The 23,621-nt window shown below is 61.0% G+C and carries 27 protein-coding genes and 1 pseudogene; 16 read left to right on the forward strand and 12 right to left on the reverse strand.

Annotated features, from left to right (window positions below):
• Positions 1-257 precede the first annotated feature (257 nt).
• The 8 genes from AC1ENN_RS13095 (at position 258) to AC1ENN_RS13130 (ending at position 4,442) form a co-directional block, all read left to right on the forward strand.
• Positions 258-539: a helix-turn-helix domain-containing protein gene (locus tag AC1ENN_RS13095; RefSeq protein WP_480406218.1), complete on the forward strand. Its 282-nt coding sequence runs from the start codon at positions 258-260 to the stop codon at positions 537-539.
• Complete coding sequence (locus AC1ENN_RS13100) at positions 529-1,803, forward strand: type II toxin-antitoxin system HipA family toxin (RefSeq protein ID WP_480406219.1); 1,275 nt, start codon at positions 529-531, stop codon at positions 1,801-1,803. The genes AC1ENN_RS13095 and AC1ENN_RS13100 overlap by 11 nt, the downstream gene beginning before the upstream one ends.
• A 106-nt stretch (positions 1,804-1,909) precedes the next feature.
• Positions 1,910-2,083 (forward strand): hypothetical protein, encoded by a 174-nt coding sequence (locus tag AC1ENN_RS13105; protein WP_480406220.1) that lies wholly within the window; start codon positions 1,910-1,912, stop codon positions 2,081-2,083.
• Positions 2,084-2,098: 15 nt separating this feature from the next.
• Complete coding sequence (locus AC1ENN_RS13110; protein ID WP_480406221.1) at positions 2,099-2,431, forward strand: GNAT family N-acetyltransferase; 333 nt, start codon at positions 2,099-2,101, stop codon at positions 2,429-2,431.
• 141 nt (positions 2,432-2,572) lie between these two features.
• Entirely contained in the window at positions 2,573-3,229 is a 657-nt protein-coding gene (locus AC1ENN_RS13115) for a DUF6226 family protein (protein ID WP_480406222.1), read from the forward strand.
• Between the two features lie 46 nt (positions 3,230-3,275).
• Positions 3,276-3,671 carry a hypothetical protein gene (locus AC1ENN_RS13120; protein ID WP_480406223.1) on the forward strand — a complete coding sequence of 132 codons (396 nt, stop codon included), beginning with the start codon at positions 3,276-3,278 and terminating at the stop codon, positions 3,669-3,671.
• A gap of 106 nt (positions 3,672-3,777) precedes the next feature.
• On the forward strand, positions 3,778-4,023 hold the full coding sequence (locus AC1ENN_RS13125; RefSeq protein WP_480406224.1) for a FitA-like ribbon-helix-helix domain-containing protein: 246 nt from the start codon (positions 3,778-3,780) through the stop codon (positions 4,021-4,023).
• Positions 4,020-4,442 carry a PIN domain-containing protein gene (locus tag AC1ENN_RS13130; RefSeq protein ID WP_480406225.1) on the forward strand — a complete coding sequence of 141 codons (423 nt, stop codon included), beginning with the start codon at positions 4,020-4,022 and terminating at the stop codon, positions 4,440-4,442. Before AC1ENN_RS13125 ends, AC1ENN_RS13130 begins: the two co-directional genes overlap by 4 nt.
• 82 nt (positions 4,443-4,524) lie before the next feature.
• Here AC1ENN_RS13130 and AC1ENN_RS13135 read toward each other — a convergent pair whose 3' ends face one another.
• From AC1ENN_RS13135 to AC1ENN_RS13145, 3 genes and pseudogenes are all read right to left on the reverse strand, one after another.
• Complete coding sequence (locus AC1ENN_RS13135; RefSeq protein ID WP_480406226.1) at positions 4,525-4,785, reverse strand: type II toxin-antitoxin system RelE family toxin; 261 nt, start codon at positions 4,783-4,785, stop codon at positions 4,525-4,527.
• Complete coding sequence (locus AC1ENN_RS13140) at positions 4,782-5,045, reverse strand: type II toxin-antitoxin system Phd/YefM family antitoxin (RefSeq protein ID WP_480406953.1); 264 nt, start codon at positions 5,043-5,045, stop codon at positions 4,782-4,784. Before AC1ENN_RS13140 ends, AC1ENN_RS13135 begins: the two co-directional genes overlap by 4 nt.
• A gap of 228 nt (positions 5,046-5,273) precedes the next feature.
• A pseudogene (locus tag AC1ENN_RS13145) lies at positions 5,274-5,348 on the reverse strand (hypothetical protein); the annotation flags it as partial.
• 378 nt (positions 5,349-5,726) lie between these two features.
• On the opposite strand from AC1ENN_RS13145, the gene AC1ENN_RS13150 reads away from it, so the two are divergent.
• Positions 5,727-7,595: a hypothetical protein gene (locus AC1ENN_RS13150; RefSeq protein ID WP_480406227.1), complete on the forward strand. Its 1,869-nt coding sequence runs from the start codon at positions 5,727-5,729 to the stop codon at positions 7,593-7,595.
• 91 nt (positions 7,596-7,686) lie between these two features.
• Here the strand turns inward: AC1ENN_RS13150 and AC1ENN_RS13155 are convergent, their stop codons facing one another.
• Positions 7,687-7,974, reverse strand: a complete 288-nt coding sequence (locus tag AC1ENN_RS13155) for a DUF1643 domain-containing protein (protein ID WP_480406954.1) — start codon at positions 7,972-7,974, stop codon at positions 7,687-7,689.
• Positions 7,975-8,043: 69 nt separating this feature from the next.
• On the opposite strand from AC1ENN_RS13155, the gene AC1ENN_RS13160 reads away from it, so the two are divergent.
• Both AC1ENN_RS13160 and purL read left to right on the forward strand, forming a co-directional pair.
• Positions 8,044-8,469: an ASCH domain-containing protein gene (locus AC1ENN_RS13160; RefSeq protein ID WP_480406228.1), complete on the forward strand. Its 426-nt coding sequence runs from the start codon at positions 8,044-8,046 to the stop codon at positions 8,467-8,469.
• Positions 8,470-8,622: 153 nt separating this feature from the next.
• On the forward strand, positions 8,623-10,875 hold the full coding sequence (gene purL, locus AC1ENN_RS13165) for a phosphoribosylformylglycinamidine synthase subunit PurL (RefSeq protein ID WP_480406955.1): 2,253 nt from the start codon (positions 8,623-8,625) through the stop codon (positions 10,873-10,875).
• A 60-nt stretch (positions 10,876-10,935) separates the two neighbouring features.
• Here the strand turns inward: purL and AC1ENN_RS13170 are convergent, their stop codons facing one another.
• The 5 genes from AC1ENN_RS13170 to AC1ENN_RS13190 are packed head-to-tail and all read right to left on the reverse strand — an operon-like array spanning position 10,936 to position 17,688.
• Positions 10,936-12,534, reverse strand: coding sequence for a dipeptide ABC transporter ATP-binding protein (locus tag AC1ENN_RS13170; protein ID WP_480391394.1), 1,599 nt, complete (start codon positions 12,532-12,534; stop codon positions 10,936-10,938).
• On the reverse strand, positions 12,531-13,397 hold the full coding sequence (locus tag AC1ENN_RS13175) for an ABC transporter permease (protein WP_480391395.1): 867 nt from the start codon (positions 13,395-13,397) through the stop codon (positions 12,531-12,533). Before AC1ENN_RS13175 ends, AC1ENN_RS13170 begins: the two co-directional genes overlap by 4 nt.
• A complete protein-coding gene (locus tag AC1ENN_RS13180; RefSeq protein WP_480406229.1) occupies positions 13,394-14,362 on the reverse strand; it encodes an ABC transporter permease in 969 nt (322 codons plus the stop codon). The genes AC1ENN_RS13175 and AC1ENN_RS13180 overlap by 4 nt, the downstream gene beginning before the upstream one ends.
• A complete protein-coding gene (locus tag AC1ENN_RS13185; RefSeq protein ID WP_480406230.1) occupies positions 14,349-15,998 on the reverse strand; it encodes an ABC transporter substrate-binding protein in 1,650 nt (549 codons plus the stop codon). The genes AC1ENN_RS13180 and AC1ENN_RS13185 overlap by 14 nt, the downstream gene beginning before the upstream one ends.
• Before the next feature lie 28 nt (positions 15,999-16,026).
• Positions 16,027-17,688: an amidohydrolase gene (locus tag AC1ENN_RS13190; RefSeq protein ID WP_480406231.1), complete on the reverse strand. Its 1,662-nt coding sequence runs from the start codon at positions 17,686-17,688 to the stop codon at positions 16,027-16,029.
• A 96-nt stretch (positions 17,689-17,784) separates the two neighbouring features.
• Between AC1ENN_RS13190 and AC1ENN_RS13195 the strand changes: the two genes are divergently transcribed.
• From AC1ENN_RS13195 to AC1ENN_RS13215, 5 genes are all read left to right on the forward strand, one after another.
• On the forward strand, positions 17,785-18,474 hold the full coding sequence (locus AC1ENN_RS13195) for a TetR/AcrR family transcriptional regulator (RefSeq protein ID WP_480406232.1): 690 nt from the start codon (positions 17,785-17,787) through the stop codon (positions 18,472-18,474).
• Positions 18,471-19,748, forward strand: coding sequence for a flavin-dependent oxidoreductase (locus AC1ENN_RS13200; RefSeq protein WP_480406233.1), 1,278 nt, complete (start codon positions 18,471-18,473; stop codon positions 19,746-19,748). Before AC1ENN_RS13195 ends, AC1ENN_RS13200 begins: the two co-directional genes overlap by 4 nt.
• 2 nt (positions 19,749-19,750) lie before the next feature.
• Positions 19,751-20,218: a DUF3237 domain-containing protein gene (locus AC1ENN_RS13205; RefSeq protein WP_480391401.1), complete on the forward strand. Its 468-nt coding sequence runs from the start codon at positions 19,751-19,753 to the stop codon at positions 20,216-20,218.
• A gap of 31 nt (positions 20,219-20,249) precedes the next feature.
• Complete coding sequence (locus AC1ENN_RS13210) at positions 20,250-20,510, forward strand: peroxiredoxin family protein (RefSeq protein ID WP_480391402.1); 261 nt, start codon at positions 20,250-20,252, stop codon at positions 20,508-20,510.
• Between the two features lie 87 nt (positions 20,511-20,597).
• Complete coding sequence (locus AC1ENN_RS13215; RefSeq protein ID WP_480406234.1) at positions 20,598-20,843, forward strand: hypothetical protein; 246 nt, start codon at positions 20,598-20,600, stop codon at positions 20,841-20,843.
• Here AC1ENN_RS13215 and AC1ENN_RS13220 read toward each other — a convergent pair.
• The 3 genes from AC1ENN_RS13220 to AC1ENN_RS13230 form a co-directional block, all read right to left on the reverse strand.
• Positions 20,840-21,847, reverse strand: a complete 1,008-nt coding sequence (locus AC1ENN_RS13220) for a Gfo/Idh/MocA family protein (RefSeq protein WP_480406235.1) — start codon at positions 21,845-21,847, stop codon at positions 20,840-20,842. The genes AC1ENN_RS13215 and AC1ENN_RS13220 overlap by 4 nt on opposite strands.
• 61 nt (positions 21,848-21,908) lie before the next feature.
• Positions 21,909-22,880, reverse strand: a complete 972-nt coding sequence (locus tag AC1ENN_RS13225) for an ROK family protein (protein WP_449647674.1) — start codon at positions 22,878-22,880, stop codon at positions 21,909-21,911.
• Entirely contained in the window at positions 22,877-23,620 is a 744-nt protein-coding gene (locus tag AC1ENN_RS13230; protein WP_480406236.1) for a copper homeostasis protein CutC, read from the reverse strand. The genes AC1ENN_RS13225 and AC1ENN_RS13230 overlap by 4 nt, the downstream gene beginning before the upstream one ends.
• Between the last annotated feature and the right edge of the window lies 1 nt (position 23,621).

Raw genomic sequence — 23,621 nt, forward strand, 5'->3', positions numbered from 1 at the left:
CACACCCCAACGGATGCCGTTGCCTCACCGATGCGCGTCGCCGTTCTGCGACGCCGAACTGCACGCACTCCCGTGCCCGCAAAACGATCCCCGAGCGGACGCCCCCGTGCAGCAACGCATCCCCTCCTTCGCCCCAAACAAATGATTGCTTATCCGTGCAGTTATTGATGCTAGAATAAGCGTGCATTGCGCGATGCACTGTTATCCGTGCATAGCAGTTTCGAGCCAGGCAGAGACAAGAGGGACAGGAGCATCAGATGCCCACCATTGGGATCACCAACTTCAAAGACCTCGGCGCGGTCGTGAAGGTCGCGCGCCAAGCACAGGGCATCCGCCAAGAGGACATCGCAGAAACGTTGGGGTTCTCGCGCAACTACCTGCGCGAAATCGAATCCGGCAAACCGAACCTCTTCGCGTCGAGGCTGTTCCGCACCCTCAATAAGCTCGGCATCCGCGTCACCGTCACGTACGAACTGACGCGTCAGGGCTCAGAATTCGACGAGGACCAGAGCGAGTCCGGAGCACGCGATGGCGAGTGAACTCGCAGTATTTCTTCATGAACAGCGCATCGGAACGCTAACGCGGGCCGCACGAGGTGCTGCCGAGCAGGTCCACCTCGCGTGGGCTGCGGACTACCAGCCAGGCGCAGTGCGTTTAACCGAAAGCTTCACCACCGTCCCCGGCGCTCGAACCGACGTAAACCTTGTGTCACGGTTCCTCGGAGGTTACGGGCCCGAGGGCAACCAGCGCGAAGCGATGGCTTCGGAGCGCGGGATACTCCCGAACGATCTTTTCGGCATCCTTCGCGAATTCGGTGGATCGATCGCGGGTGCCCTGACCTTTCTCCCGGCCGCAGACAATCCCGCGAGCTCGCCATCCTACGAACCACTGAGCGACGCCGAACTGAACCGGATGCTGAAGAGGGCAGTTGAGGATCACGACCTTGGGCAGCGAGATGACAGCCGCTCGATGATCCCCGGCTTCCAGCCCAAACTTCTGTTGGCGAACTTCGGAACCGGCTGGCTTCAGCCGCACGGCAGCGCTCATTCCACCCACATCATCAAACCCCAAGTGTCGTCGCGCCCTCACGTGATCGCGGACGAATACTTCAGCCACCAGCTCACCCGCGCCATGGGGCTATCGCGTTTCGAAAGTGAACTCCACACCGTCGGCCGTACCCCCTATCTGGCGATCGAACGATTCGACCGCTCCGTCCATGGCGAAACTGTCACCCTCGTTCACCAAGAAGACTGCGCGCAGGCCCTCGGGCTCGACTGGGTAAACGCCAGCTCAAAGTTTCAAGACAAGAACTGGCCCTCGAACCCGCAACGCCCCAGTGCGGCGAGGATCGCTGAAGCTGCGGCAAGCTTAAACGGAGAGAACCCGCTCTCGGAGTGGTTGCGCCAGCTCACTTACCGGGTGCTCGTTGGCGACAACGATGGCCACGCAAAGAACACCGGAATCCTTCACCTCCCCGGCGAAGATACCCTCACCCAGCTCTACGACTCGGTGCCCAACCTCTATCAGGCAGGCCGTATCGACTGGACCATGGCCTTAGCGATCGATGGGCAATTTGACCACCGCCGCATCAGCGCCGAAAGGCTCATCAACGAAGCCACAGGTTGGGGAGTCATGACGCCGAGATCAATCGAAAAAACGGTGACAGAAACCTTCGCGGCGTTCAGCTCAGCGCTCAACAGCACTCGGCCACCCGCGGACATTTCGCCCGGCCTTCTCGACGGCATGGAATGGAATCTGAGCCGCCTGCTCGCCGGGGATGAGATCAGCGAACCGCGCCGCTAGGGGTAGACGACGCAGTGACACGAGGGGGTGCGCAACTCAGCTGTCGAGGCCAGCTAACCGCTGCTCCGTCGAGGGTGGGCTCGAGCCCAAGTGAGATGCTAGTCACGTGAGTGCATCCGCGGATCCTGAGCACACTGCGATTGCGGTGCGCCCTTATACCGAGCTGGATGCTGCCAGCACGTTGGCTATTTTCGTCGCCGCGGTGACTGAGACGGCATCCGCTGACTACACCGTCGAGCAGACGGAAGCCTGGGCGGATATCGATGCGCGGGACCTGTAAACCTGGGTCCGCGCGATGGCGGCGCGGAACAGTTTCGTCGCCACCATCGATGAAGAGGTCGCAGGGTTCTCCGATGTGAGCGCCACCGGCTACATCGACATGATGTTCGTCGCGCCACGATTTCTGCGGCGAGGGGTTGCGCGGCGACTCCTCGAACACACAGAGGCCGTGGCGCGAAAAGCGGGAGCACGCGCACTGACAGCCGACGTGAGCATCACAGCCCGGCCATTCTTCGAACGCTTCGGATTCGCCGTCACGGCAGAACAGCATCCGGTGAAACGCGGCGTTGAGCTGACGAACTTCGCAATGAGCAAGGACTGCATCGAGCCCTCGAGCCGTGGGGCATAGAGGGCAACCTGCGAGCGAACGGCGATTCGCTTCCCGCGAGACTCAACGCGCTCAGAGACCGGTGGCCGAAGAACCAAGAAGTTGAGAGACTGTCCTGTATGGGACGCAGCAGCTTGCTCTCAAGGATCGGAAGGCAGAGGCGTGAGTGACTACCAGAGACCTCCGATCGACGCGCTCGTGTTCCTCGACGGCGGAGGGCAGGCAATCGCGTACGGCAACCGATGGACTGCGGGACCACCGGACGATACCTACTCGGTAGTGACACATCCGGAGCGGTTCGCACCACTCCACACTGTTGCCGACGCCCTCATCAACTACCTCCGCGAAACCTACGAGGTCGACGTCAACGACAGCGCGGAGGTGGCGGCAGATTTATTGCATCCGCCATTTCACGACGTGGTTCGCGCCGTGCGAATTCAACCGAAAGACCCATTGTGCGCGGCCCTGACTTTCGTGCTTACGGCCTACCCCGGCGTCTATCTGCACGCAGGGCTCCTCACTGACTTTCACTACCCGGTCTGTGGCTGTGACGCGTGCGACGACACCTGGGATGCCCAAGCCGACGATCTTGAGCGGCAAGTATTTGCTGTAGTCGCCGGCCGGTACCGCGAGAGCGTTGAGCACAGGCTAGGCAGCCCCTGGATCAGCTACGCCCTCACCTACCCCAACCGCGAGAGCGGTGGAGGTGGAACAGTCGCGGACGGCATCCCTTTAGAGCGAATTAGGGCGGCCAAACCCATCCTCCGCACGCTCCCCGATGGCTGGGCCGCGTGGCCCCCTGCACTATCTTCCTCGTAGCCACAGCAGCGCTACTCGGAACCCCGGCAGCCGATAATATTGCACAATGACCGGACCTGAGGGCGCGTGGGGAACGGTACTCGAAACGATGTCGTGGGTCGGACTCGTTCCCGGCATCCCGCTGCTGCTTTTCGGCTGGATTCTCGCTCTGCGGGCATGCAAATGGGTCGAGACCCGTGCCGAGGTTTTCGAAGCCGGTGGCTTTCAAGGTTTCCGCTGGTCTGACGGCGACGATAGGCAGTACTCCATCCTTCACGAGCCGTCAGAAGTTCCCATCATGGATGTCGGCGCCCAGGTCGATCTGTACTACGACCAGTGCCATCCCTCTCGGTGGAGTCTTGCGCGGCCGCGCCGCACGAACGGCGCCGTCCTCATCGGCTCGATCCTCACCGGAATCGGCCTCCTGAGCATCGTTGCGGGATTCGCACTGATGGCGTTCTGAGTCAGCGATCCAGCCGACCACACAGCGTCGAGTCGATGAGCTCACGCGCTGGCAAACTTGATGCTATCAATGCTAGCATTGCAACCATCTTTCGAGAGGGGCACTGATGGCTACGCTAATGATTCGCGATCTGGACGACGACGTGAAGGCCCGCTTGCGCGTTCAGGCTGCCGAGAACGGCCGCTCGATGGAAGCCGAAGCTCGAGCGCTTCTTGCAGCCGGAGTACGGGGACAGCGTCCTCCGCGTGGCCTCGGCTCCTTCATCCGGGATCAATTCGCTGAGATCGGTGGGGTCGATCTTGAGACCCCGGCTCGGGATGAGCCCGCGCGCGCGGCAGACTTCAGCTCGTGATCGTTCTCGACACGTATGTCATCTCCGAATTGGTGAGACCAGCGCCAAGCCAGCAGGTCATCGAGTGGATCGACGCCCAAGACTCGGCGGGCCTCGCCATTACAGCGCTGACTGCAGCTGAAGTGCGAGCGGGCGTTGCCCTGCTACCCGATGGCCGCAGGAGACAGGATGTTGGCGTGCGGATGGAGTCGCTACTCACTGAGACGTTTGCCGGCTTCGTTCTTGCCTTCGACATCGACTCTTCGGACCACTATGTGGACATCGTCGCTAGCCGAAGCCGTGCGGGCCGACCAATCGGCGCTTTCGATGCGCAAATCGCCGCTGTCTGCCGCCAACACGATGCCCTCTTGGCAACACGCAACACCGCCGACTTCACTGACACCGGCATCCAATTGATCAATCCCTGGGACCACCGCTGATAAAAAAGCACACATCACCACCGGCATCAGTGTCGAAAGAGGAAAACCGACACGGGCCGAAACCTACGACCGTCTGTGGTCGTTATCGGTCGTAGACTTCGCGCCGATGAGCAGCCCGCACTACGGTGACGGTGAGTTCTGCGTCGAAGATGTCATAGATAACGCGGTAGTCGCCGATTCGCACGCGCCAAGCGGTTTGCTCTCCGACGAGCTTCTTCGCTCCGTGCGGGCGAGGGTCCTCTCCCAAGTTTTCGATCGCGTCGATCACTCGATCCCGCGCGACGCGTGGGAGCTTTCTCACCTGCCGCGCCGCTGCCGTGGTGAATTCGACCCGATAGCTCACGAAGCGAGATCGGCACGCAACTCATCGATCGTGGTGCGAGCACCATCGTCGGTGGCTTTCGCCTCGCGGTAGGCAGCGACATCCTGCGCCATCTCGAACGCCTCGAGGGCCTCCAAATCAGCAACGCTAATGACAACAGCGGCAAGCTTGCCGTTGCGAGTTACACCAATGCGTTCCCCCGCGTACATTGCACGGCCCAGCACATCGGAAAGCTGGCTGCGCAACTCCCTCGTGGTGATTTCATTCGTGACGGTGTCCATGTCAATAGTGTACGCCCTTATAACTGTGTACACAAATAGTGTGGGTTCCCGAGTGTACCCGGGCCAACCAGTGGGGCGCTTGCGGAGAGTGGACTTCGCCACTGCCATTCGGTCGAATTCGTACGACCCGAACCACATCGTGAAACGGCGGATCAACGGGGTCTGCTTTTGCCGCCTCGGTTTCTTCGACTTCAACGTTTCGCTAAGTTGGGTGATGAGGATGTCGGCAACCGTGCGGAGTGGCGCAAACCGCTCTGGGTGCGCGTTTACCGAGTATGTGCCTTCTGGTGCCCCGCGACCCACCGATTCCCGTAAATCATGACCCGTCCTTCACCGTCGCGGAACAGTGCCGCGTTGATCAAAGGTCTCTGGCACGAAACCATGCCTCTTCCTGCCTCGCGCTTCGCGAGATATTGCCAATCATTTCGTTGAGCCGAGGTTCGTCTTTACCCAGGGTGATAGGAAAACCCCCCGCTTCTTCTCGGCGATCTAACACCATCGACGCCTGCCGGCTGGCTGGCTATCGAGGAGCCCCTTCTTACTCCCTAATTCTCACTCCTCTTGCACGCGCGAATGGGGGCACCGACTGAGTGCTCAGCGGACTACTGGCGATGCTGCGAACATCGCGCCGTCTCCGCTAGGCGGTGCAAGAATGGATCGTGGTCGACGATTGGGGACGACATGGCGCGGGTCCGACAGACAGCAGATGTCAGCGATTGGCTTTTTTCGGTGGCGAAGGTTCTCCCGCTTCCGCACCGCGCTTGCCTCCCATATACGCTCGGCGACGCGGTTGCAGAGCTCGGCGCGTACGCGCAGACGATTGATACTTCGGATTGGGATCAGGGTTTCGTCAAGAGCAATCGAAACTCGCTGGAAAAAGAGATCGAGGCGCAGTCGGGGAACCTCGGGAAACGGCTTTTCCCGGTAGTAGATACTTTGCTCGCCGACCTTCTCGATAGCTCTACCCCGGAGACCGTAATTACGGCGGCGGCTCGTTTCAATGAGACGTGGCACTCAAAGAGGGCTGTCACCAACGCGTTCCGCGATCTTTGCGATGCAGCGAAAGACCGCAGTTCGACTAGTCGTGCATTGCGGAAACTTTCGTCAATCATCGCGTCGCAACTCGGCCCCGCGGCACACGGCCACTTCTCGGTTCCAAGCCGTGCGGCCGATGCGCTCGTTGACACCGAGGAGGACTTGACTAGGTGGCGCGACTCACCATTTTCTGAGCCACTTACGGAAGCACATCGGCTGGCGATGGCGACGGACATCCTTGTAGCCGCACCGGAGGGCCGGATAGTTGTGTGGGTAGCTTATTTCCGTGCATTTACTGCGCAGATGCGTGACGTGATAGGCCCGATGACGTTCCTCCAAGCTGAGTGGGCGCTACCAAATGCGTTTGATATCGAACTCAATGATTTTCCAGAGCGCACCGAACTGCGCGAGATACGCATTGGAGTCCCTTGGCTCGATGAACTCAACGTAGAATCGAGAGAGTTGGGGAACCGATTCGTCCTCGTGCGTGTCGATCTCGGCCAAGGGCAGGTCGCCGGTGCGGTGGAAGAAGCACGCCGGCGAATCGAGGCAGTCCTGAGCATCGCCACTGAAGCGGGCGGAACGTCCTGGCGAGACGCTGGCTCCAATGCCGTCCTTCTCGACGGCAAGGTCCATGGTTCGTCGCTTGGGCTAGATGTCCGCGATACTGTGGCACCCTTTGACGACAGCTACGGGATGCGCGCTACTGCGGATACGATCAGCTACGTCGCGGATCAGCTTGGCGCCGCCCTCACCAAGGAACCGATGCCCGAGCCTCTCGTAGAAGCGCTGACCTCGCTTCGCGAGGCGCGGATGACCGATCATCGTGAGATTCTCTTTTATGGCGCGCGTCGCGTCAGTTCGCGCGTTGCGACAGCTCTCGAGGACCACGCGATGGAACTCTTCGCGTCGGTATTGAAGGTGAAACCGAAAGCGTTCGCCGACGCTCTCCAGTATCGAGAAACCTTGAACAGAACTGATCACCGAATCGCTGAGCAACTGATGTCGCCATTCAGAGAAGCATGGTCACTCGAACACCATGAGGGGCGGGAAGATCTGAAGCGGACGATCTCCAAATATAGCCAAGGTGGACTCGTCGTTTCGATTGCGAAGGCGATTACATTTCAAAATGAAATCCGCGCACTTCCCATGTCGAACCTCCAACGTGCTGATCTCGAGGATGCGCTTGCGATCTGCGTGGACCCCAACCGTGAACGGCACTTCGTCGAGGAGATGTGGGGCAGGACACACCTGCTTCAGTCTCGGCACCGACGAGTTCGCAACGCGATCAACCACGGCCTGCCTCTCCACGAGACGACGCTAAACAGCATCCGCGACTACGCCGACTGCACATCGCGCTTCGCGCTAAGTATTGCCCTCACCTGGTTCAAAAATGGCGACACGGGCGCGACCTTGATCCAGCGAGAAAAAGGCGCATGGGACGACCGGTTGGAACGGATACGCCGCGGCGAGAGCTGGGCGGCGCACGACGCACGGTTCGAGAATGAGTCGTAGTCGCAAGCGAGCAGAGATCTGACCCTCCACTTGAGCGCGACATTAGCGCTCAGCGGACTATGTGCCCGATGAGGAATTGCTTTGCGAACGATCAGCACACGATTGCGGCGAACTGCACGCACGTCGAGCGGATGCCGGGGGCATCTTTTGTAACGCCCAACGAGTGAAGTCGCGGAAGCAGCGCCATCACCCGCGCATCACGGGTCGGGTCGGCGTCTGTTCCCCATCCCGCGATTACGGTCCCGCTGATGCCTACGAGCACACTGTCACTCTTCGGCCCCACCGGGTCCGCCGCAGTCGACATTACTTTCGGATCCTTCGTGCGGAACGCGTAGAGGTTGAAAATCACCATGCCGCCACACACCCCATTTGAGCGAATGCGGCGCCATACCCCGCACCGTTCGCACGTCTACTTCTCGGCGCCGGGAGGGGAACTAGAATTTTCAGCATGCTATCCCCTGAGGTCATTACCGGCCTCCCCGTCGAAGAGTACGGATTTCCAGGTCCACTCCGCGATGTGCTCGTCGGCGCGATCCTTGACGGGAGCAAAACGAGCACAACATCACTTGTCGCCCAGTACCAGCTAGACGATGAGCCCTTGCCCGTCGTTGGCGAACGCGGAGTGGTCATCGACTCGGCCGGGCAACCCGTTTGCATTACAGAGGTCACCGAAGTACGCGTAATGCCTCTTGGAGCCGTAGACGTCGCTCACGCAATCGACGAAGGCGAGGGCTACGACGCAGTATCCGATTGGCGCTCCGGCCACGAGGAATTCTGGCATAGCCCCGACTTTCGGAATGCCATTCGTAACCCCACCTTTACAGTTACGGACGCGACAGAGGCAGTCTTAGTACGTTTCCGGGTCACTCGATGACGCAGGGCGCCTCAACCGCGACGCCCACGCCTAGGTAGACTGGAGGCGGCCGGCGTGAGCACCCCGGCATCCATAATCTTCTGGGAGAAGCCCCTCGTGACTGACGTCTCAACCAATTCCCGCCAGCATGTTGCCGACACGGTATCGAACGCGATGGCTACGCCCGAAAAAGAGCAGCCCTACGGTGCCCTCGGCCTCAAGCCAGACGAGTACGCGAAGATTCGCGAAATTCTCGGCCGCCGCCCCACCAGCGGCGAGCTCGCCATGTACTCCGTCATGTGGAGCGAGCACTGCTCCTACAAGTCCTCCAAGAACTACCTTCGCCAGTTTGGCAAGAAGGTCAGCGAGAACATGACCAAGAACCTCATGGTCGGCATGGGCGAAAACGCCGGCGTCATTGACGTTGGCGAAGGGTGGGCTGTGACCTTCAAGATCGAAAGCCACAACCACCCCAGCTACATCGAACCCTTCCAAGGTGCAGCAACCGGTGTCGGCGGAATTGTTCGCGACATCATCTCCATGGGTGCTCGCCCCGTCGCCGTCATGGATGCGCTCCGCTTCGGCGCCATCGACAACCCCGACACCGCCCGCGTCGCCAAAGGTGTCGTCTCGGGCATCAGCTTCTACGGCAACTGCCTCGGCCTCCCCAACATCGGTGGCGAAACCTACTTCGACTCCGTCTACCAAGCCAACCCGCTCGTCAACGCACTCGCCGTTGGAGTGCTGCGCCACGAAGACCTCCACCTGGCGAACGCTCGCGGCGTGGGCAACAAGGTTGTGCTGTTCGGTGCCCGCACCGGTGGCGATGGCATCGGCGGAGCATCCATCCTCGCTTCCGATTCCTTCTCAGAAGGCGGCCCCACCAAGCGCCCAGCCGTTCAGGTCGGCGACCCCTTCGCCGAGAAGGTACTCATCGAGTGCTGCCTCGAGCTCTTCCAAGGTGACCTTGTTGAAGGCATCCAAGACCTCGGCGCTGCCGGCATCAGCTGTGCAACGAGCGAGCTCGCCTCGAACGGTGACGGTGGAATGTTCATCGAACTCGAGAAGGTACTGCTGCGCGACCCCACCCTCACGGCAGAAGAAATTCTGATGTCCGAAAGCCAAGAGCGCATGATGGCAATCGTGAAGCCGGAGAAGCTCGAAGGCTTCCTCAAGGTCGTTGAGAAGTGGGATGTCGAAACCAGCGTGCTCGGAGAAGTCACCGACACCGGCCGCCTCATCATCAACTGGCACGACGAAGAAATCGTGAACGTCGAGCCTCGCACCGTCGCCATCGATGGCCCCGTCTACGACCGTCCCGTCGCCTACCCGAAGTGGATCGACAAGCTTCAGGCCGACAGCGCATCCGGCCTCGCCCGCCCCAAGGATGGCATCGAGTTGCGCGACCAGATGCTGCAGTTGCTCGCGAGCCCCAACCTGGCCGACAAGAGTTGGATCACCAACCAGTACGACCGCTACGTCCTCGGCAACACTGCCCTGAGCTTCCCAGACGACGCCGGCATGGTGCGCATCGACGAAGAGAGCGGCCTCGGCTTCTCTGTCGCGACCGACGCCAATGGTCGCTTCTGCCAGCTCGACCCCTACGCCGGAGCCCAAATTGCTCTCGCCGAAGCGTTCCGCAACGTTGCCGCCACCGGCGCCAACCCCGTTGCCGTCAGCGACTGCCTCAACTTCGGTAGCCCCGAGAACCCCGAAGTGATGTGGCAGTTCAGCCGCGCTGTTGAAGGTCTCGCCGATGGTTGCCTCGAGATGGAAATCCCCGTCACCGGCGGAAACGTCTCCTTCTACAACCAGACCGGCGATGTGCCCATCCACCCCACCCCCGTGGTTGCGGTGCTCGGCCTGATCCGTGACGTTGCCGAGCGCATCCCGAGCGGCTGGCAAGACGAAGGCAACAACATCTACCTCCTCGGCACCACCAAGCTCGAACTCGACGGATCAGCGTGGGCCGGCACCATCCACGACCACCTCGGTGGCCTGCCGCCCAAGGTCGACCTCGCCGCCGAGCGTCGCCTCGCCGACCTCATCAAGGCTGGCAACGAACAAAACATCATCGCCAGCGCCCACGACCTTGCCGATGGTGGGCTTGCCCAAACACTCGCCGAATCCGTCATGCGCTTCGGCGTCGGCGCCCGCGTCTGGTTGGGCGAACTGCTCGAACGCGACGGAATCGACGCCGCCACCGCACTCTTCAGTGAATCAACCGGTCGCATGATCGTCTCCATCCCCCGCGAAGACGACGTGAAATTCCGCGGACTCTGCGAAGGCCGCAACTACCCCGCCGTGCGCATCGGAGTAACGGATGCCGCGGCACCCGCCCTCGAAGTGCAAGACCAGTTCACCCTCACCCTCGAAGAGCTGCTCACCGCCCACCGCGGAACCCTCGTGGAGGCATTCGGCGCCTAATCGGCGTCGCCGCCACAAGCCTCGGCGACTCGTCGCACCAGCAAGATAGATCAAGCAGCACTACGCGATGGCGGCTGCTCTCGGCACAGAGTCGATGAGCAGCCGAGTGTACTCATGCTGCGGGTTAGTGAGCAGATCGGCAGTCGCAGCCGTTTCGACGACCTCCCCTTCACGCATCACCACGCTTCGCTCGCACACCGCGCGAACGACAGCAAGGTCATGGCTGATGAATAAAAGCGTCAGCCCACGCTCGCGTCGAATCTCGGAGATAACGTCCAACACTTGCGCTTGAACCGACACGTCAAGGGCACTTGTAGCCTCATCCATCACCAACAGGCTCGGCTCAATGGCCAGAGCGCGCGCAATCGCCACGCGTTGCCGTTGACCGCCCGAGAGCGTGCGCGGCAGCGCCTCAGCTTGCGTGCTGGCGAGTCCAACATTGTCGAGCAGCGTCAACGCTCGAGAGCAAATTTCCGGCCGACGAAGCTCAGGATGATGCAGCCGCAACGCATCCTCGACTGCCTCGCCTGCCGTCATCCTCGGGTCAAGCGAGAGGTACGGATCTTGAAACACCATCTGCACTTTGCGCGCCCGGTCGAGTCTGTCTGCGCGCCGCCGTGGTCGGCCATGCCGTTCTTGGTCATCGATGATGACCCTGCCAGAGTCGGGCAGTTCTAGCCCAACGATCATGCGGGCCAGGGTCGACTTTCCCGACCCCGATTCGCCCACGATGCCCAGCGCCTCACCCGCCGCAATCTCCAGAGTCACGTTGGCGAGCGCGCGCACGACCTCGCGACCGCGCCCCGGATACGTTTTGACGAGGTCACGCACCTGCAACACAGGCTGCTGCACAAGCTCAACTGAGACGCGTGGTTCGTCCCCGGTGATTTCGATCGTCGGGGTCGCCGCCACAAGGCGTCGGGTGTAGGAAGTGGCGGGATGCCGAAAGATCTGGCGCGCAGACCCCTCCTCCTCCACCCGGCCGTCACGCATGACGTAAACACGTTCGCACAGCGACGCCGCCAAATTCAGGTCGTGAGTGATGAAGAGCATCCCCATCGAACGTGCTTGTCGTTGCTCGATGAGAACCTGCAAAATCTGAGACTGCGTTGTCACATCCAATGCCGTCGTTGGTTCGTCACACACCAACAGTCGCGGCGAGCCCGCGAGCGCACCGGCAATCATTACCCGCTGCAGCATGCCCCCAGAGAGTTCGTGAGGATACTGCCGCAGATGATCTTCCGGTCGCGGCATCTGCACGGCAGCGAGCATCTCAATGGCGCGTTCCCACGCACGCCCGGCCGACCATCCCTCGCCAAGCCGAAGCGCTTCGGTGAGGTGATCGCCGATGGTGCGCATCGGATTGATGCTGGCGCGCGGATCCTGAAAAACCATTGCCGCAGTCGAGCGCCGCAAACCCAAGAGTTCCTTCGAGCTCATCGTTGGTACGTTGTGCCCGTCGACGAGAACCGTGCCAGTAACGACGGAACGGGCGGGAAGCAGACCGAGTATCGACTGTGCGGTCAGAGACTTTCCGGAGCCGGATTCACCAACCAGCGCGACAGATTCCCCCTCGTTCACGGAGAGATCGATGTCGTGCAGCAGCCGCTCGCCTCCCGGGAGATCGAGAGTTAGGCCAGAAATATCAAGCAACGTCACTTGGGTGTCCCTCCACCAATTCGGTCGGAGACTTCTTCGCCGATCACATTAACCGCCACAACCACGATGACGACGGCCACTGCCGGAATGACGGCAGGCAAGAAGTAACCTCCGACGATTCCGGCTTGCGATTCGTTGATCATGGCTCCCCAGTCTGCAGTGGGCGCTTGCACCCCGAGCCCTAAGAAGGAGAGCCCCGCCAGCTCGGCGAGAACATAGCCAAAGTTCAAGGTTGATTGAGCGCCGACAGTCGGTGCGACGTTGGGCAGTACCCGACGTAGCGCGATCCAGCCGCCCGCGAATCCCTGCACCCGGTAGGCCGCGACATAGGGTCGCGCCCGTTCCGAGGCAACGAGAGAACGGGTAAGGCGGGCAACGAACGGGGCGTAGGCAATGCTCATAGCAATCACCGGCGCGACCAAACCTTTACCAAACAGCGCAACCGCCATGATTGCGATCAGCAAGGCGGGGAAGGCCAAAAGAACATCGAGCAAGCGCCCGATCACCGCGTCAAGCCAACCTCCGCGCCAGCCAGCAACAAGCCCGAGTACAACCCCGAGCAATGTTGACGCGATCACCACGACAAGAGGGGCGAGCAGTGCTGTTCGCGCACCGTAGACCATTCGGCTCAGGGTGTCGCGGCCGAGCGCATCTGCTCCGAGCCAGTGCGCCCAACTAGGGTTCGCGTAGATCGCGGTGAAGTCGATGTGGTCGGGATCGTAGGGTGCGACGAGCGGCGCGCAGATTGCGGCAAGTGAGATCGCTGCGAGAACGATGATGCTGATCATCCAACTCGCGTTCACGCGTCGGCGTCGGCTTGACTGCAAAACCCTGATCGCGAGTGTCGGTGTTGGTCGGCTCATCGTCCTGCCTCCCCTGCTGCTGCTCGCGGGTCGATGATGGGTTCAAGCAAATCGACGATCGCGTTAGTGACGACGAACGAGGTGACGACCAAAAGCACGATTGCTTGAACGACGGGAAAATCTAGGCGGTTCACTGATTGCACCAGCAGGGAGCCAACGCCCGCGATGCCGAATGCCGACTCGACGATGGAAGTCGCCACGAGCAGTCCGGCAATCAGCATTCCACCCACGGTGAAGATTGGGCCGAGCGCATTACGAAACACATGACGCCGGATGACCGTAAGTCGACCTAGGCCACGGCTGGTGGCGACGTGCACGTGCTCGCGATTGAGTTGCTCCACCATCGACATTCGAGTGACCTTGCCAATCAACACCGTGAACGCAATCGCCATCGCGATGGACGGCAACGTGAGGTGGTAGATGGTGTCGAGAAACCCCTCACCCGAACCAAAGGCGGGAAACCAGCGCAACTGAACTGCAAAAACAGCGATCAGCACAATCGAGCCAACGAAGGGTGGGACGGCACCGAACGCGGTGAGGACGGTGAGGATCAATCTGTCTGCGAATCGACCACGGTTCAAGGCAGCGACCGTGCCGGCGATCACCCCCACAACAACGATGATGACGGCGGACATAATGACGAGGCCCGCGGTGACCGGCAGTCGATCACCGATCACCGTAGTCACGGCATCCCTGAACTGCAGCGAGCGCCCGAAGTCACCGTGGAACAGGCCTCCGATCCACCGAAAATATTGTTCCCACGGCGGGAGGTCTAAACCGAACTGTTCGATGACCGCCGCCTTCGCCTCCGGTGATGGCTTGCGACCTCGCAAGAGAAAATTCACAGGATCCCCCGGCACCAGAAACCGCGAGAAGAACACCAGGGCAGAGGCAAGCACGAGGGTCAGTACGAGCGACCCCAACTTGCCTCCGACCCGGCGGATGGTCATGTTATCGCTTGCCAATCGTCGCCGCCCAGGGGTAGTAGAGCATTGCGACCGACGGCGCGACACCGGTGATGCGCTCCCCCAGATAGACCGTCATGGGAACTTCATAGAGCGGGAGCCAGGGCAGTTGCTCACTGGCTATTTGCTGCAACCGAGCTGAGATTTCGGCGCTTTCTTGGGCATCCTGGGCGGCTACGCCCTCATCCACGAGCGCATCGTACTGAGGGTCAGTCCAGTTGCCGTAGTTGCTGAATTGCCCGGTCTGCAGGACCCCATACATTTCGAGCGGATTGGGGGTCGAGAGATACCAGGAGGTCAGGAACAGATCGACGCCCTCCCGGGCACTCGGGTCGGCGAACAGCGTCGTATACGCATCCGGGGTCATCGTTTCAATTGTCGCTTTGAGCCCGATTGACTTTGCGGCGGCCGCGGTCGCTTGGGCAACAATGTTGAACTCGGCTCCCATCGGCGCGGTGCGGATCACGATGGTCTCTCCAGCGACACCGGCATCCTCGATGAGTTTCTTCGCAGCATCGACGTCGTAGGGGTACTCCTCAAGACCCGCGAATGTCGAATCACGTGTTTCCGCGCTAGCCTCTCCCCAGACAGATTCGGTCGTCAACGCGTTCGTCAATTGCGCGTAACCCTGCAACCCGGCATCCACCACACCTTGACGATCGATCGCCATGAGGAGTGCTTTGCGCAAGTTCACGTCGCCGAGCACGCCCTCCATGTTGCTGACGATCAGGCTGGCTACCGAACTGTTCAGCCCGAAGTAGAGATCACCTGAAGATGCCTGCAACTTCTCGATCGCCTCGGACGGCACGAACCAGCCGCCGTCAACCTGACCAGAGGTAAGGGCGTTAACTCGAGCGTTGGGGTCGGCCATGAACAGCATCGTGACCTCCTTAGCCTTCGCCATCAGCTCGGGATTCCAGTACTGGTCGTAGCGGGTGAGTGTGATCGATTCGCCCGACTTCCACGAGCTCACCTCGAACGGGCCGGTGCAGTTAACCAGTGCCGTCGAATTGCCGTACTCCCGGCCGGCATCCGCGAGCGTCTGGGCTGACTCGACAACTCCGGCAGCACCGCTCATCCCCTGGTTGAACAGAGAGTCAGGCTTCGTCAGCGTGACAGTGACCTGCATGGGGCCGGTCTCGTCAATCGATGCGACGTTCTGGTAGACGGAGTACCACGACGACCCGATCTCAGGGTTAACGTGGCGCTGCATCGAAGCAACGGCATCCGCTGCAGTGACGGGTGAACCATCGTGGAAGGTGATGCCCGAACGAAGCTCGTACACCCATGTCACGGGGTCTGGGTTAGAAAAAGATTCAGCCAACGATGGCGAGATACTAAAATCGGGGTTGAGTCGCAGCAAGGATTCGCACACGTTGGAGAGCACTTGATTGTCGGGGTAGTCGAACGCGTAGGCATTATCGAGCGAGTACGGTTCGGCGTAGGTAACCCACGTGAAGGAATCGATGTCTCCGGAGGGCGCGGGAGTTTGAGCGGTCAGCTCATAGGTGACCGGCCCCTCTGACCTTGGGCCCGTTCCGGGGGCCGTGCACGAAGTCAACGCCAAGGCGGAGACAAGTGCGATCGCGGGAACAAGGGAATGCTGTGTTCGGGTTCGGGTTTGTGTTCGTGACATTGCGTGCTCCTCAATTGGATGCTGTGGGTCAGTTGCGGACGTAAACGGGCTTGCCGTCGATCCAGGTCGAGACGACGGCGCTCGAATGGATTTCGTTGCTTGGCACAGTGAAAGGATCGGGTTCAATGACGACGAGGTCGGCGCGATAGCCTGGCGCGATAAAGCCGGTGTCGTGGTCACGATGGTTCACGTACGCCGAACCGGAGGTGTACGCCGCGAAGGCCGTCTCGAGGTCGAGGCACTGCTGCTCTCCGCCGAGGGGAAGTTCATTCATTTCTGGCGCGATGCGATTTACCGCGATATGGATGGCCGCAATCGGGTCTGGGCTTGATACGGGCCAGTCGCTTCCGGCGGCTAGCTTTGCATCGAGACGGTGCAGATCACCGAATGGGTACTGCCGTGCCGCCAAGTCTTCCTGCAAGAACGGCAGGGTCAACTCGTCGAGTTGTGCCTCATGGCAGGCCCACAGCGGTTGTAGGTTGGCAATCGCATCCAGCGGGGCAAAACGTGCTGCATCGTCCTCGGAGACAACCTGCAGATGCGCGAGGTGGTGACGGCCATCGGAGACCCCGTTGGTGACGCGTGCCGCCGCGAGCGCATCAAGAGCTTCTTTCACCGCGCGATCTCCGAGCGCATGGAAGTGCAGCTGGAAGCCCTCGCTATCGAGCTCGGTCACATACTCAATCAATCGTTGCGGGTTGATGAAAGAGAGCCCGGAATTGTCAGTGGCATGCCCATGACTATCGAGGTACGGATTCTTCATTGCTGCGGTGAAATTCTCCGCGACACCATCGACCATGATTTTTACGGTGCCGAGCTGCAATCGATCGCTGCCCAGCGCCTCGACTTCAGCACGACGCTGCACCATGCCCGGGATCTGCTCGGCACCACCGGTTCGCTCCCACCACTGCGCGCCCACAACATGGGCAAGCAGCGTTCCCTCAGCGATGGCCCGGCGATAGGCGGGCAAGTTGCTGGGGAGGGTCGCGACGCTGTCGCCGATCATGGCATCCTGCCAGCCGGTAATACCCAGTTTCAGAAGCTCTTCTTGGGCCCGCAACAACCCTGCATACGCGAGGTCTGCTCCGACGCCGGGCTGCGCGTTGGCGAAGAGATCACCGGCGCCTTCATGGAAGGTTCCAGCGGGAGATCCGTCGGCCTCGCGTTCCATTCGACCGTCAATGGGATCGGGGGTGGATGCATCGATACCAGCGGCACGAATGGCGGCAGAGCTTGCCCAAACGCTGTGGTGATCACGGCTGCTCAGCAGCACCGGACGGTCACCAATGATGTCATCCAGTAGCTGGCGCCCGGGAGCACCACCGGGGAAGTGGTCCATTGACCAGCCTCCGCCGCTGATCCAGCCTTCGGGATTCTCAGCGGCATACGTCGCGATCATTGCGAGGGCGTCTACTGCATCTACTGCCTCTGTCAGCGAACACAGCAGCAGCTCCACCCCACCGCCGACCGGATGGATGTGCGCATCCTGGAATCCGGGAGCTAGGAGACCGCCGTGCAGATCAATGATCTGTGTCGCGTCGCTGCGATGGAGGTCGATCGACTCCGCCGGCACGATGTCGATGATGAACCCATCGGCGATCACCACCGCGTGGTCAATCAGTGGTTGTCCAGTGCCCGTGAAGACCTGGCCGCCAATAAAGATCACGTCTGCTTGCGCCACCGTGTACATCCCTTCGTCGTCGAACGGTTGTGGCGATGTTAGGGCGAACGCAACGCCGTTGTCAACAGTGATGACATTGTTGTTGGTGCTCGCTATGATGAAGACGTGGACGCAAAAACTTCAGCAAAAGAGCAGACATCAAAGCGACTAGATCGAGCCAGTATCGTGCGAGCAGGTCTCGAAATTGCGTCGCGCCCCCACAACACCGCTGTCTCGGTGCGTGCCCTAGGAACAGAACTCGGTGTCGACCCGACCGCGGTTTATCGACACTTTAAAAGCAAAGATGACCTCATGCGGGCCCTCCTCGATGAGCTTCAAGCGACCGCGTTGGGCCAGATCACGACAGGCTCCGGATGGCTCGAGCGACTGCGCCATCTCGCGGCGGCCACGCTAGAGACCTACGTCGAGCATCCAGCGATCGCAGTAGAAGCAACAGTGCTCACAACAAATGGGCCGGCAGAAGTCGCGACCATCGAGTTCATCCTTGCCGCACTTTCCGAGGCCGGACTCAGTGGCACTAAGCTCGTGCACCACTACGCGCTCTACTCCTCGTACATTCTCTCGGAGGTCGCCGGCATCGCTCGGGGACGCACAACATCCGACACCGAAACAGAGCTGGACACTTGGTTCGACGGCCCGCTTCTCGTTGACCCGCTGAAATACGTGCACATCGCTTCCGTAGCCGCTGAGCTTCGCAGTTTGCGCGACACGGATATCTTTCGGTTTGGCGTCGATCTCATTCTCGACTCGGCCGCCCGCACCGCCCAACCCGCGGCGGAAGATGCTCCCCAATGAACGCGATCATTGCCGGTGCAGGAATTGGCGGCCTCGCCACGGCACTCTCGCTACACGCCGTCGGGATCACCGACATCACCATCTACGAGTCCGTGAGCGAACTTCGCCCGCTCGGCGTCGGCATCAATCTCTTGCCCCACGCGGTGCGCGAGCTGACCGAACTGGGCCTCAGCGATGAGCTCGCAGCGCTTGGCGTTCCGACAAGCACCCTGAGCTACTTCAACTGTTTCGGCGATCTCATTTGGTCCGAGCCTCGTGGGCTGGCCGCTGGCTACGCGTGGCCGCAATACTCCGTGCACCGTGGAGAGCTGCAGATGCTTCTTCGAGATGCCGTCGAAGCACGGCTTCCCGGTGCAATTGTGCTCGGCTCGCCCGTCATCAGCACAGAGCCGAAAGGCGCCCGCCAGCTCGTTCGCATCCGCACTCGCACTGGCGCCGGCTCCGAAACCGGCGCTGATCGTGAAGAGGAAGCCGACGTGGTCATCGCCGCCGACGGCATCCACAGTGCTATTCGCAAGCAGCACTATCCCGACGAAGGCGACCCGGTGTGGAACGGGCTCATGCTCTGGCGGGGCACGGCACGCGTGAAGCCATTTCTCGACGGTCGTTCAATGTTTATGGCAGGGGACGGGCGACAAAAATTTGTCGCTTATCCGCTCACAGAAGCTGATGACGACGGACTAGCGCGCATCAACTTCATCGCCGAAAAGCGAGTCGAGGATGATGGACCACGCCGCAATAACTGGAATCTCGCCGTCGACAAACAACGCATCGTCGACCTCTTTCAGGATTGGCAATTTGAGTGGATTGACATTCCCTCCGTCATTGCCGCTGCCGACGAAGTGCTCGAATATCCCATGGTCGATCGCAACCCGGTCGAACGCTGGACCTTTGACCAGCAAACGCTCCTTGGCGATGCCGCCCACGCGATGTATCCGATCGGCTCAAACGGTGCGTCTCAAGCAATCATTGATGCTCGGACAATCGCCAACCAACTCGCCACGGCCGATTCCATCGGTTCGGCGCTCGGCGAGTACGAACGCATTCGCCTTCCCATCACCGCCCAACTCACCCTCAACAATCGGTCGCTTGGACCAGAACGCGTCATGCAACTCGCCTACGAGCGCGCCCCCGAAGGCTTCGCCGACATCAACGACGTTGCTTCCGCCGAAGAGTTGACAGCAATCGCCGACCAGTACAAGCGCGCGGCAGGGTTCAACCCCCAGCTACTGAACGAGCGTCCAACACTCTCCGTCGTGCGAGCAGCGAGCTAACGATGACCCTCACTCCGGCGATTCCTGGCCTTGATGCCGTCTTCGATGTCACCGTTCGAGTCAGCACCGTTTCGGACTATGGATTAACGCGCGCCGGGCACCGGCGAGTGATTGACATTGTCGGCGGGCAGATCACGGGGTCGCTTAACGCGACGATTCTGCCCGGCGGTGCCGACTGGCAACTCGTGAGGCCGGATGGGGCCATCGACATTGACGGACGCTACTCGGCCAAGACGTCAGAGGGCGAACTGATCTACATCGAAGTTTCGGGCGTGCGCAGTGGTACGCCTGACGTTCTCGAAGCCCTCCTCCTCGGCGAGGAGGTCGATCCCACCCAGTACTATTTCCGCACCACGCTCAGGATCGAAACATCGGCCCCCGGGCTGGCACACCTCGAGCACTCACTCTTTGTCGCCTCGTGTGTGCGAGAAGCAGACACCGTGCGTTACCGCGCCTATCGCGTCACGTAAAGTGCCAGCGCGAGGTGAGGCTTCACACCGCGTGCTTACGTCGCTACCCGAACTCTGCGGCAACGTCACGAAGGAACTCGGCACCCCATGCAACTCATCAAACGGGTCTACGGCGAAGCGACCGGTGCGCGTCGATGAGCCCCTACCCCGGTTTCCCCTCACGACAGTGGATGGCGACGTTGTCGACAGCAGCGTGCTCACTCACCAACCACACGTGATTATGTTCATTCGCGGCAACTGGTGCCCGTTCTGCATGGCCCAGATGGCCCAGATCGCCGACCAGTATCGCTAACTCGATCGACGCGGTGTTGCCGTCGCGATCATCAGCCCGCAAAAGCCCGAAGACACTGTTGAGCTTTCGCAACGCTTCGACATTGCCGTGGACTTCTACATTGATGCGGATGGCGCGGCTGCGGCAGCGCTCGACCCCGTGCAATCGGGCGGCACTCCGATCATGTTCAGCGCCGGAGGACAAGCCGACGGCGACACCGTCGTACCGACCGTCATCATCACCGATGGCACCGGAACAGTGCTCTGGGCCAAGCAAACCGACAACCACCGGGTACGGCCAGAACCGACAACGTTCCTGGACGTGCTCGATCAGCACGGCATCCGCGCACGCTAGGCGTCAGCGGCAGCCGGATTCGAATCCGAATCCAGTCGCACCGGCCGCCCGAGCTCTAATGATCTGGTTGCCGCAAGAGCAACTTCTAGGGCCACAAGCGCAGCCGGCGTCGGGCAGAATCGCGGCTCAGCCCCTCGGGCAACGCAGTCGAGAAAGTACTCGAGCTGACGCGCGTAAGGATCCTCGGCTGCCAAGGAAACCCGAGAGTCATGCGCCACTGCCGAGAGCGAGTAGCGCGACATCGCTCGTGAAGCCAGGGTTTCAGCCGCATACTCGTACTGCGCGAAACCTCCCGTGCCCACTACCTCGAGAGAGCTGCGAAACGGCGCACCGCTTGGCAGGTCGGCGTAGCTCAACACTTGCCCAATTCCACCGTCACGGTACGTGATTGTTGTCTCCACCGGGCCCGTCACTGCCTCGCCGATTGCGGACACCTCGACGGGGTCGCCGAGAAGCAGATTCATTTGGTCGAAGTCGTGGATGCCAAAGTCGACGAGCATTCCGCCAGCTTCGGCAAAGTCTCGCAGCCAGTCCGCCCAGTCGGGTTTGCTGCTGAGTCGGGTAGCACGTGCTGACACGAGGCGATCAAGTTTTCCGGCGGCGACATCGTCGGCAAGCTGCCGGTACCCCTCAAAGAACCGCACCACCTGCGCGACCATGAACACTTTTCCGCTGCGTTGAGCCTCATCGCGGATAGCCAGGGCGTCATCCATCGTTAATGCAATCGGCTTCTCAAGCAGAACGTTTTTACCTGCCCGCAATGCGCTCACTGCCAGCTCGCGATGCGTTCCGGTTGGGGTGCAAATTGACACCACATCAATCTCTGGATCGTTGAGCACAACCCCGAAGTCACTGATGACGGATGCCGCTGGTGCCGCTGGTGCCACACCCCCTGTCGTACGGGCAACAACATACTTGATCTGCTCAGCCCGGCCGAGGGATGCCAGAGCGCGGGCATGGGTTGACCCCATCGCGCCGCGACCAAAGATCGCGATCCCTGTCATTGTTTCCTCTCGAACACGTTGCCTGGCTGTTCGCGCGCCCGAGAGCAGCGCGGCTACCAGGTTAGAGCGGCACTCGTTCCGCGTCGCGCACCCAGCTATCCGCCACCTCGAGGCGTCCCACTTTTGCGAACGCTAGGAGGGCAGCGCCGATTCGGCCCGCATCCCCGCCAAGGCTAGAGAGCACGACCTCTGGCGCATCGCGCCAGACGAGGTTTTCACGAAGGTGGTGGGTAACGGGGTCGAGCAACGCAGAGCCTGCCTGCGAGAAGCCTCCCCCGAGAACGATGACGCCGGGATCGAGCAGCAACGTGACCGTCGCGAGCCCCTGGGCCAAAGCTCGGGTAGCGTCATCCCACACCGCATCGGCGTCTGGGTCAGTTCCGAGCCGAGCGACGATCTCGCGCGATGATAGTTTGTGCCCTGAGCGGGCAGCATAGCGACGAGCAACGCCGGCACCCGAGACGTACACTTCGAGGCAGCCGCGCTGGCCGCAGGCACACAGCTCTCCGCCCTGAACGATCGGGATGTGCCCGATCTCGCCGGCAGCTCCGAGAGCTCCACGGATGGGGCCGGTGGCGGAGACCAGCGCCGCCGCCATTCCAGTACCGATGGGGATGAGGGTGAAATCCTCAATGCCTCTAGCTGCCCCTAGTCGGCTTTCGGCCAGTCCCGCGGCGCGCACGTCGTGCCCCACAGCAACGGGGATGCTGAGTTTGCTTTGCAGCTCAGCGAGCAACGGCACGTTTCGCCAGTTCAGATTCGAGGCGTATGTAACGACCCCGGCAAGCTCGTCGACCATGCCAGGAGTGACAACGCCGGCGGCAACGACCCGGCACGAGTGACTCACTGCGTCATCCAGCAGTTCTGCGATAAGCAACAGCAGTGCTTCGATGATTCCTTCGGCGGGGGTGGGTTGCGTTCTCGTCGCTACCGTCTCTCCCTTCGCCGAAACCAGCGAACCTTTTAGCGCGGTGCCACCAAGATCGACGGCGACAACGACATCGGACAACTCGCTCTCGCTCGCAGCACTCACAGTGGTGCCACCGCAGCGTGCATGGCGCGAACCAGTTCTGGTGACGTCACGGTGCGGCTTCCGCTGTCATACAGGGCGGATGCTCCCCCCTGATAACCATTGCTCGCGATCTCGGCGGGTGCCCGAAAGTGGAGTTCGGAGACACCCGTGCGGTTCAGGATCTCTTGAGCATTGTGCGCACGAACGCCACCGCCCGCGAGAATCGTAATGCGTTCGCCTGCCTGCTCCACGAGGGTGGCCATAACATCGGCACCCTCGAGAACACTTGACGCGCCGCCGGAAGTCAGCACTCGGGCAATGCCCAAAGAAATGAGCGTTTCTAGGGCCGCAGGCTGGTCAACAACAAGGTCAAATGCTTTATGGAAGGTGACCGGATGCACGTGGCATGCCTCAACAAGTGCTGACGTCACCGTCACGTCCACCGTTCCCTCCGGTGTGAGGGCGCCGATGACGAAGCCCAGAGTGACGCCCTCCCCGCGAGGCAGGTCCCGCATCGAGTGGATATCGGCAACCATCGCATCAACTTCGGCCGGGGAGTACACGAAGTCTCCCCCGCGTTGACGAATCAGCACCATCACGGTCATCGATGTCAGCGAGGCAAGTATCGACGACACCGTACCGAGACTGGGCGTTATGCCGCCAGTATCGAGAGCCGCACACAACTCAATACGTTGAGCTCCGGCCTTCTCCGCATCAAGTGCTCCGCCAATATCATCAAGGCATACTTCGAGAACCGTCACG

Source organism: Rhodoglobus sp. G.S.23, assembly GCF_056675935.1.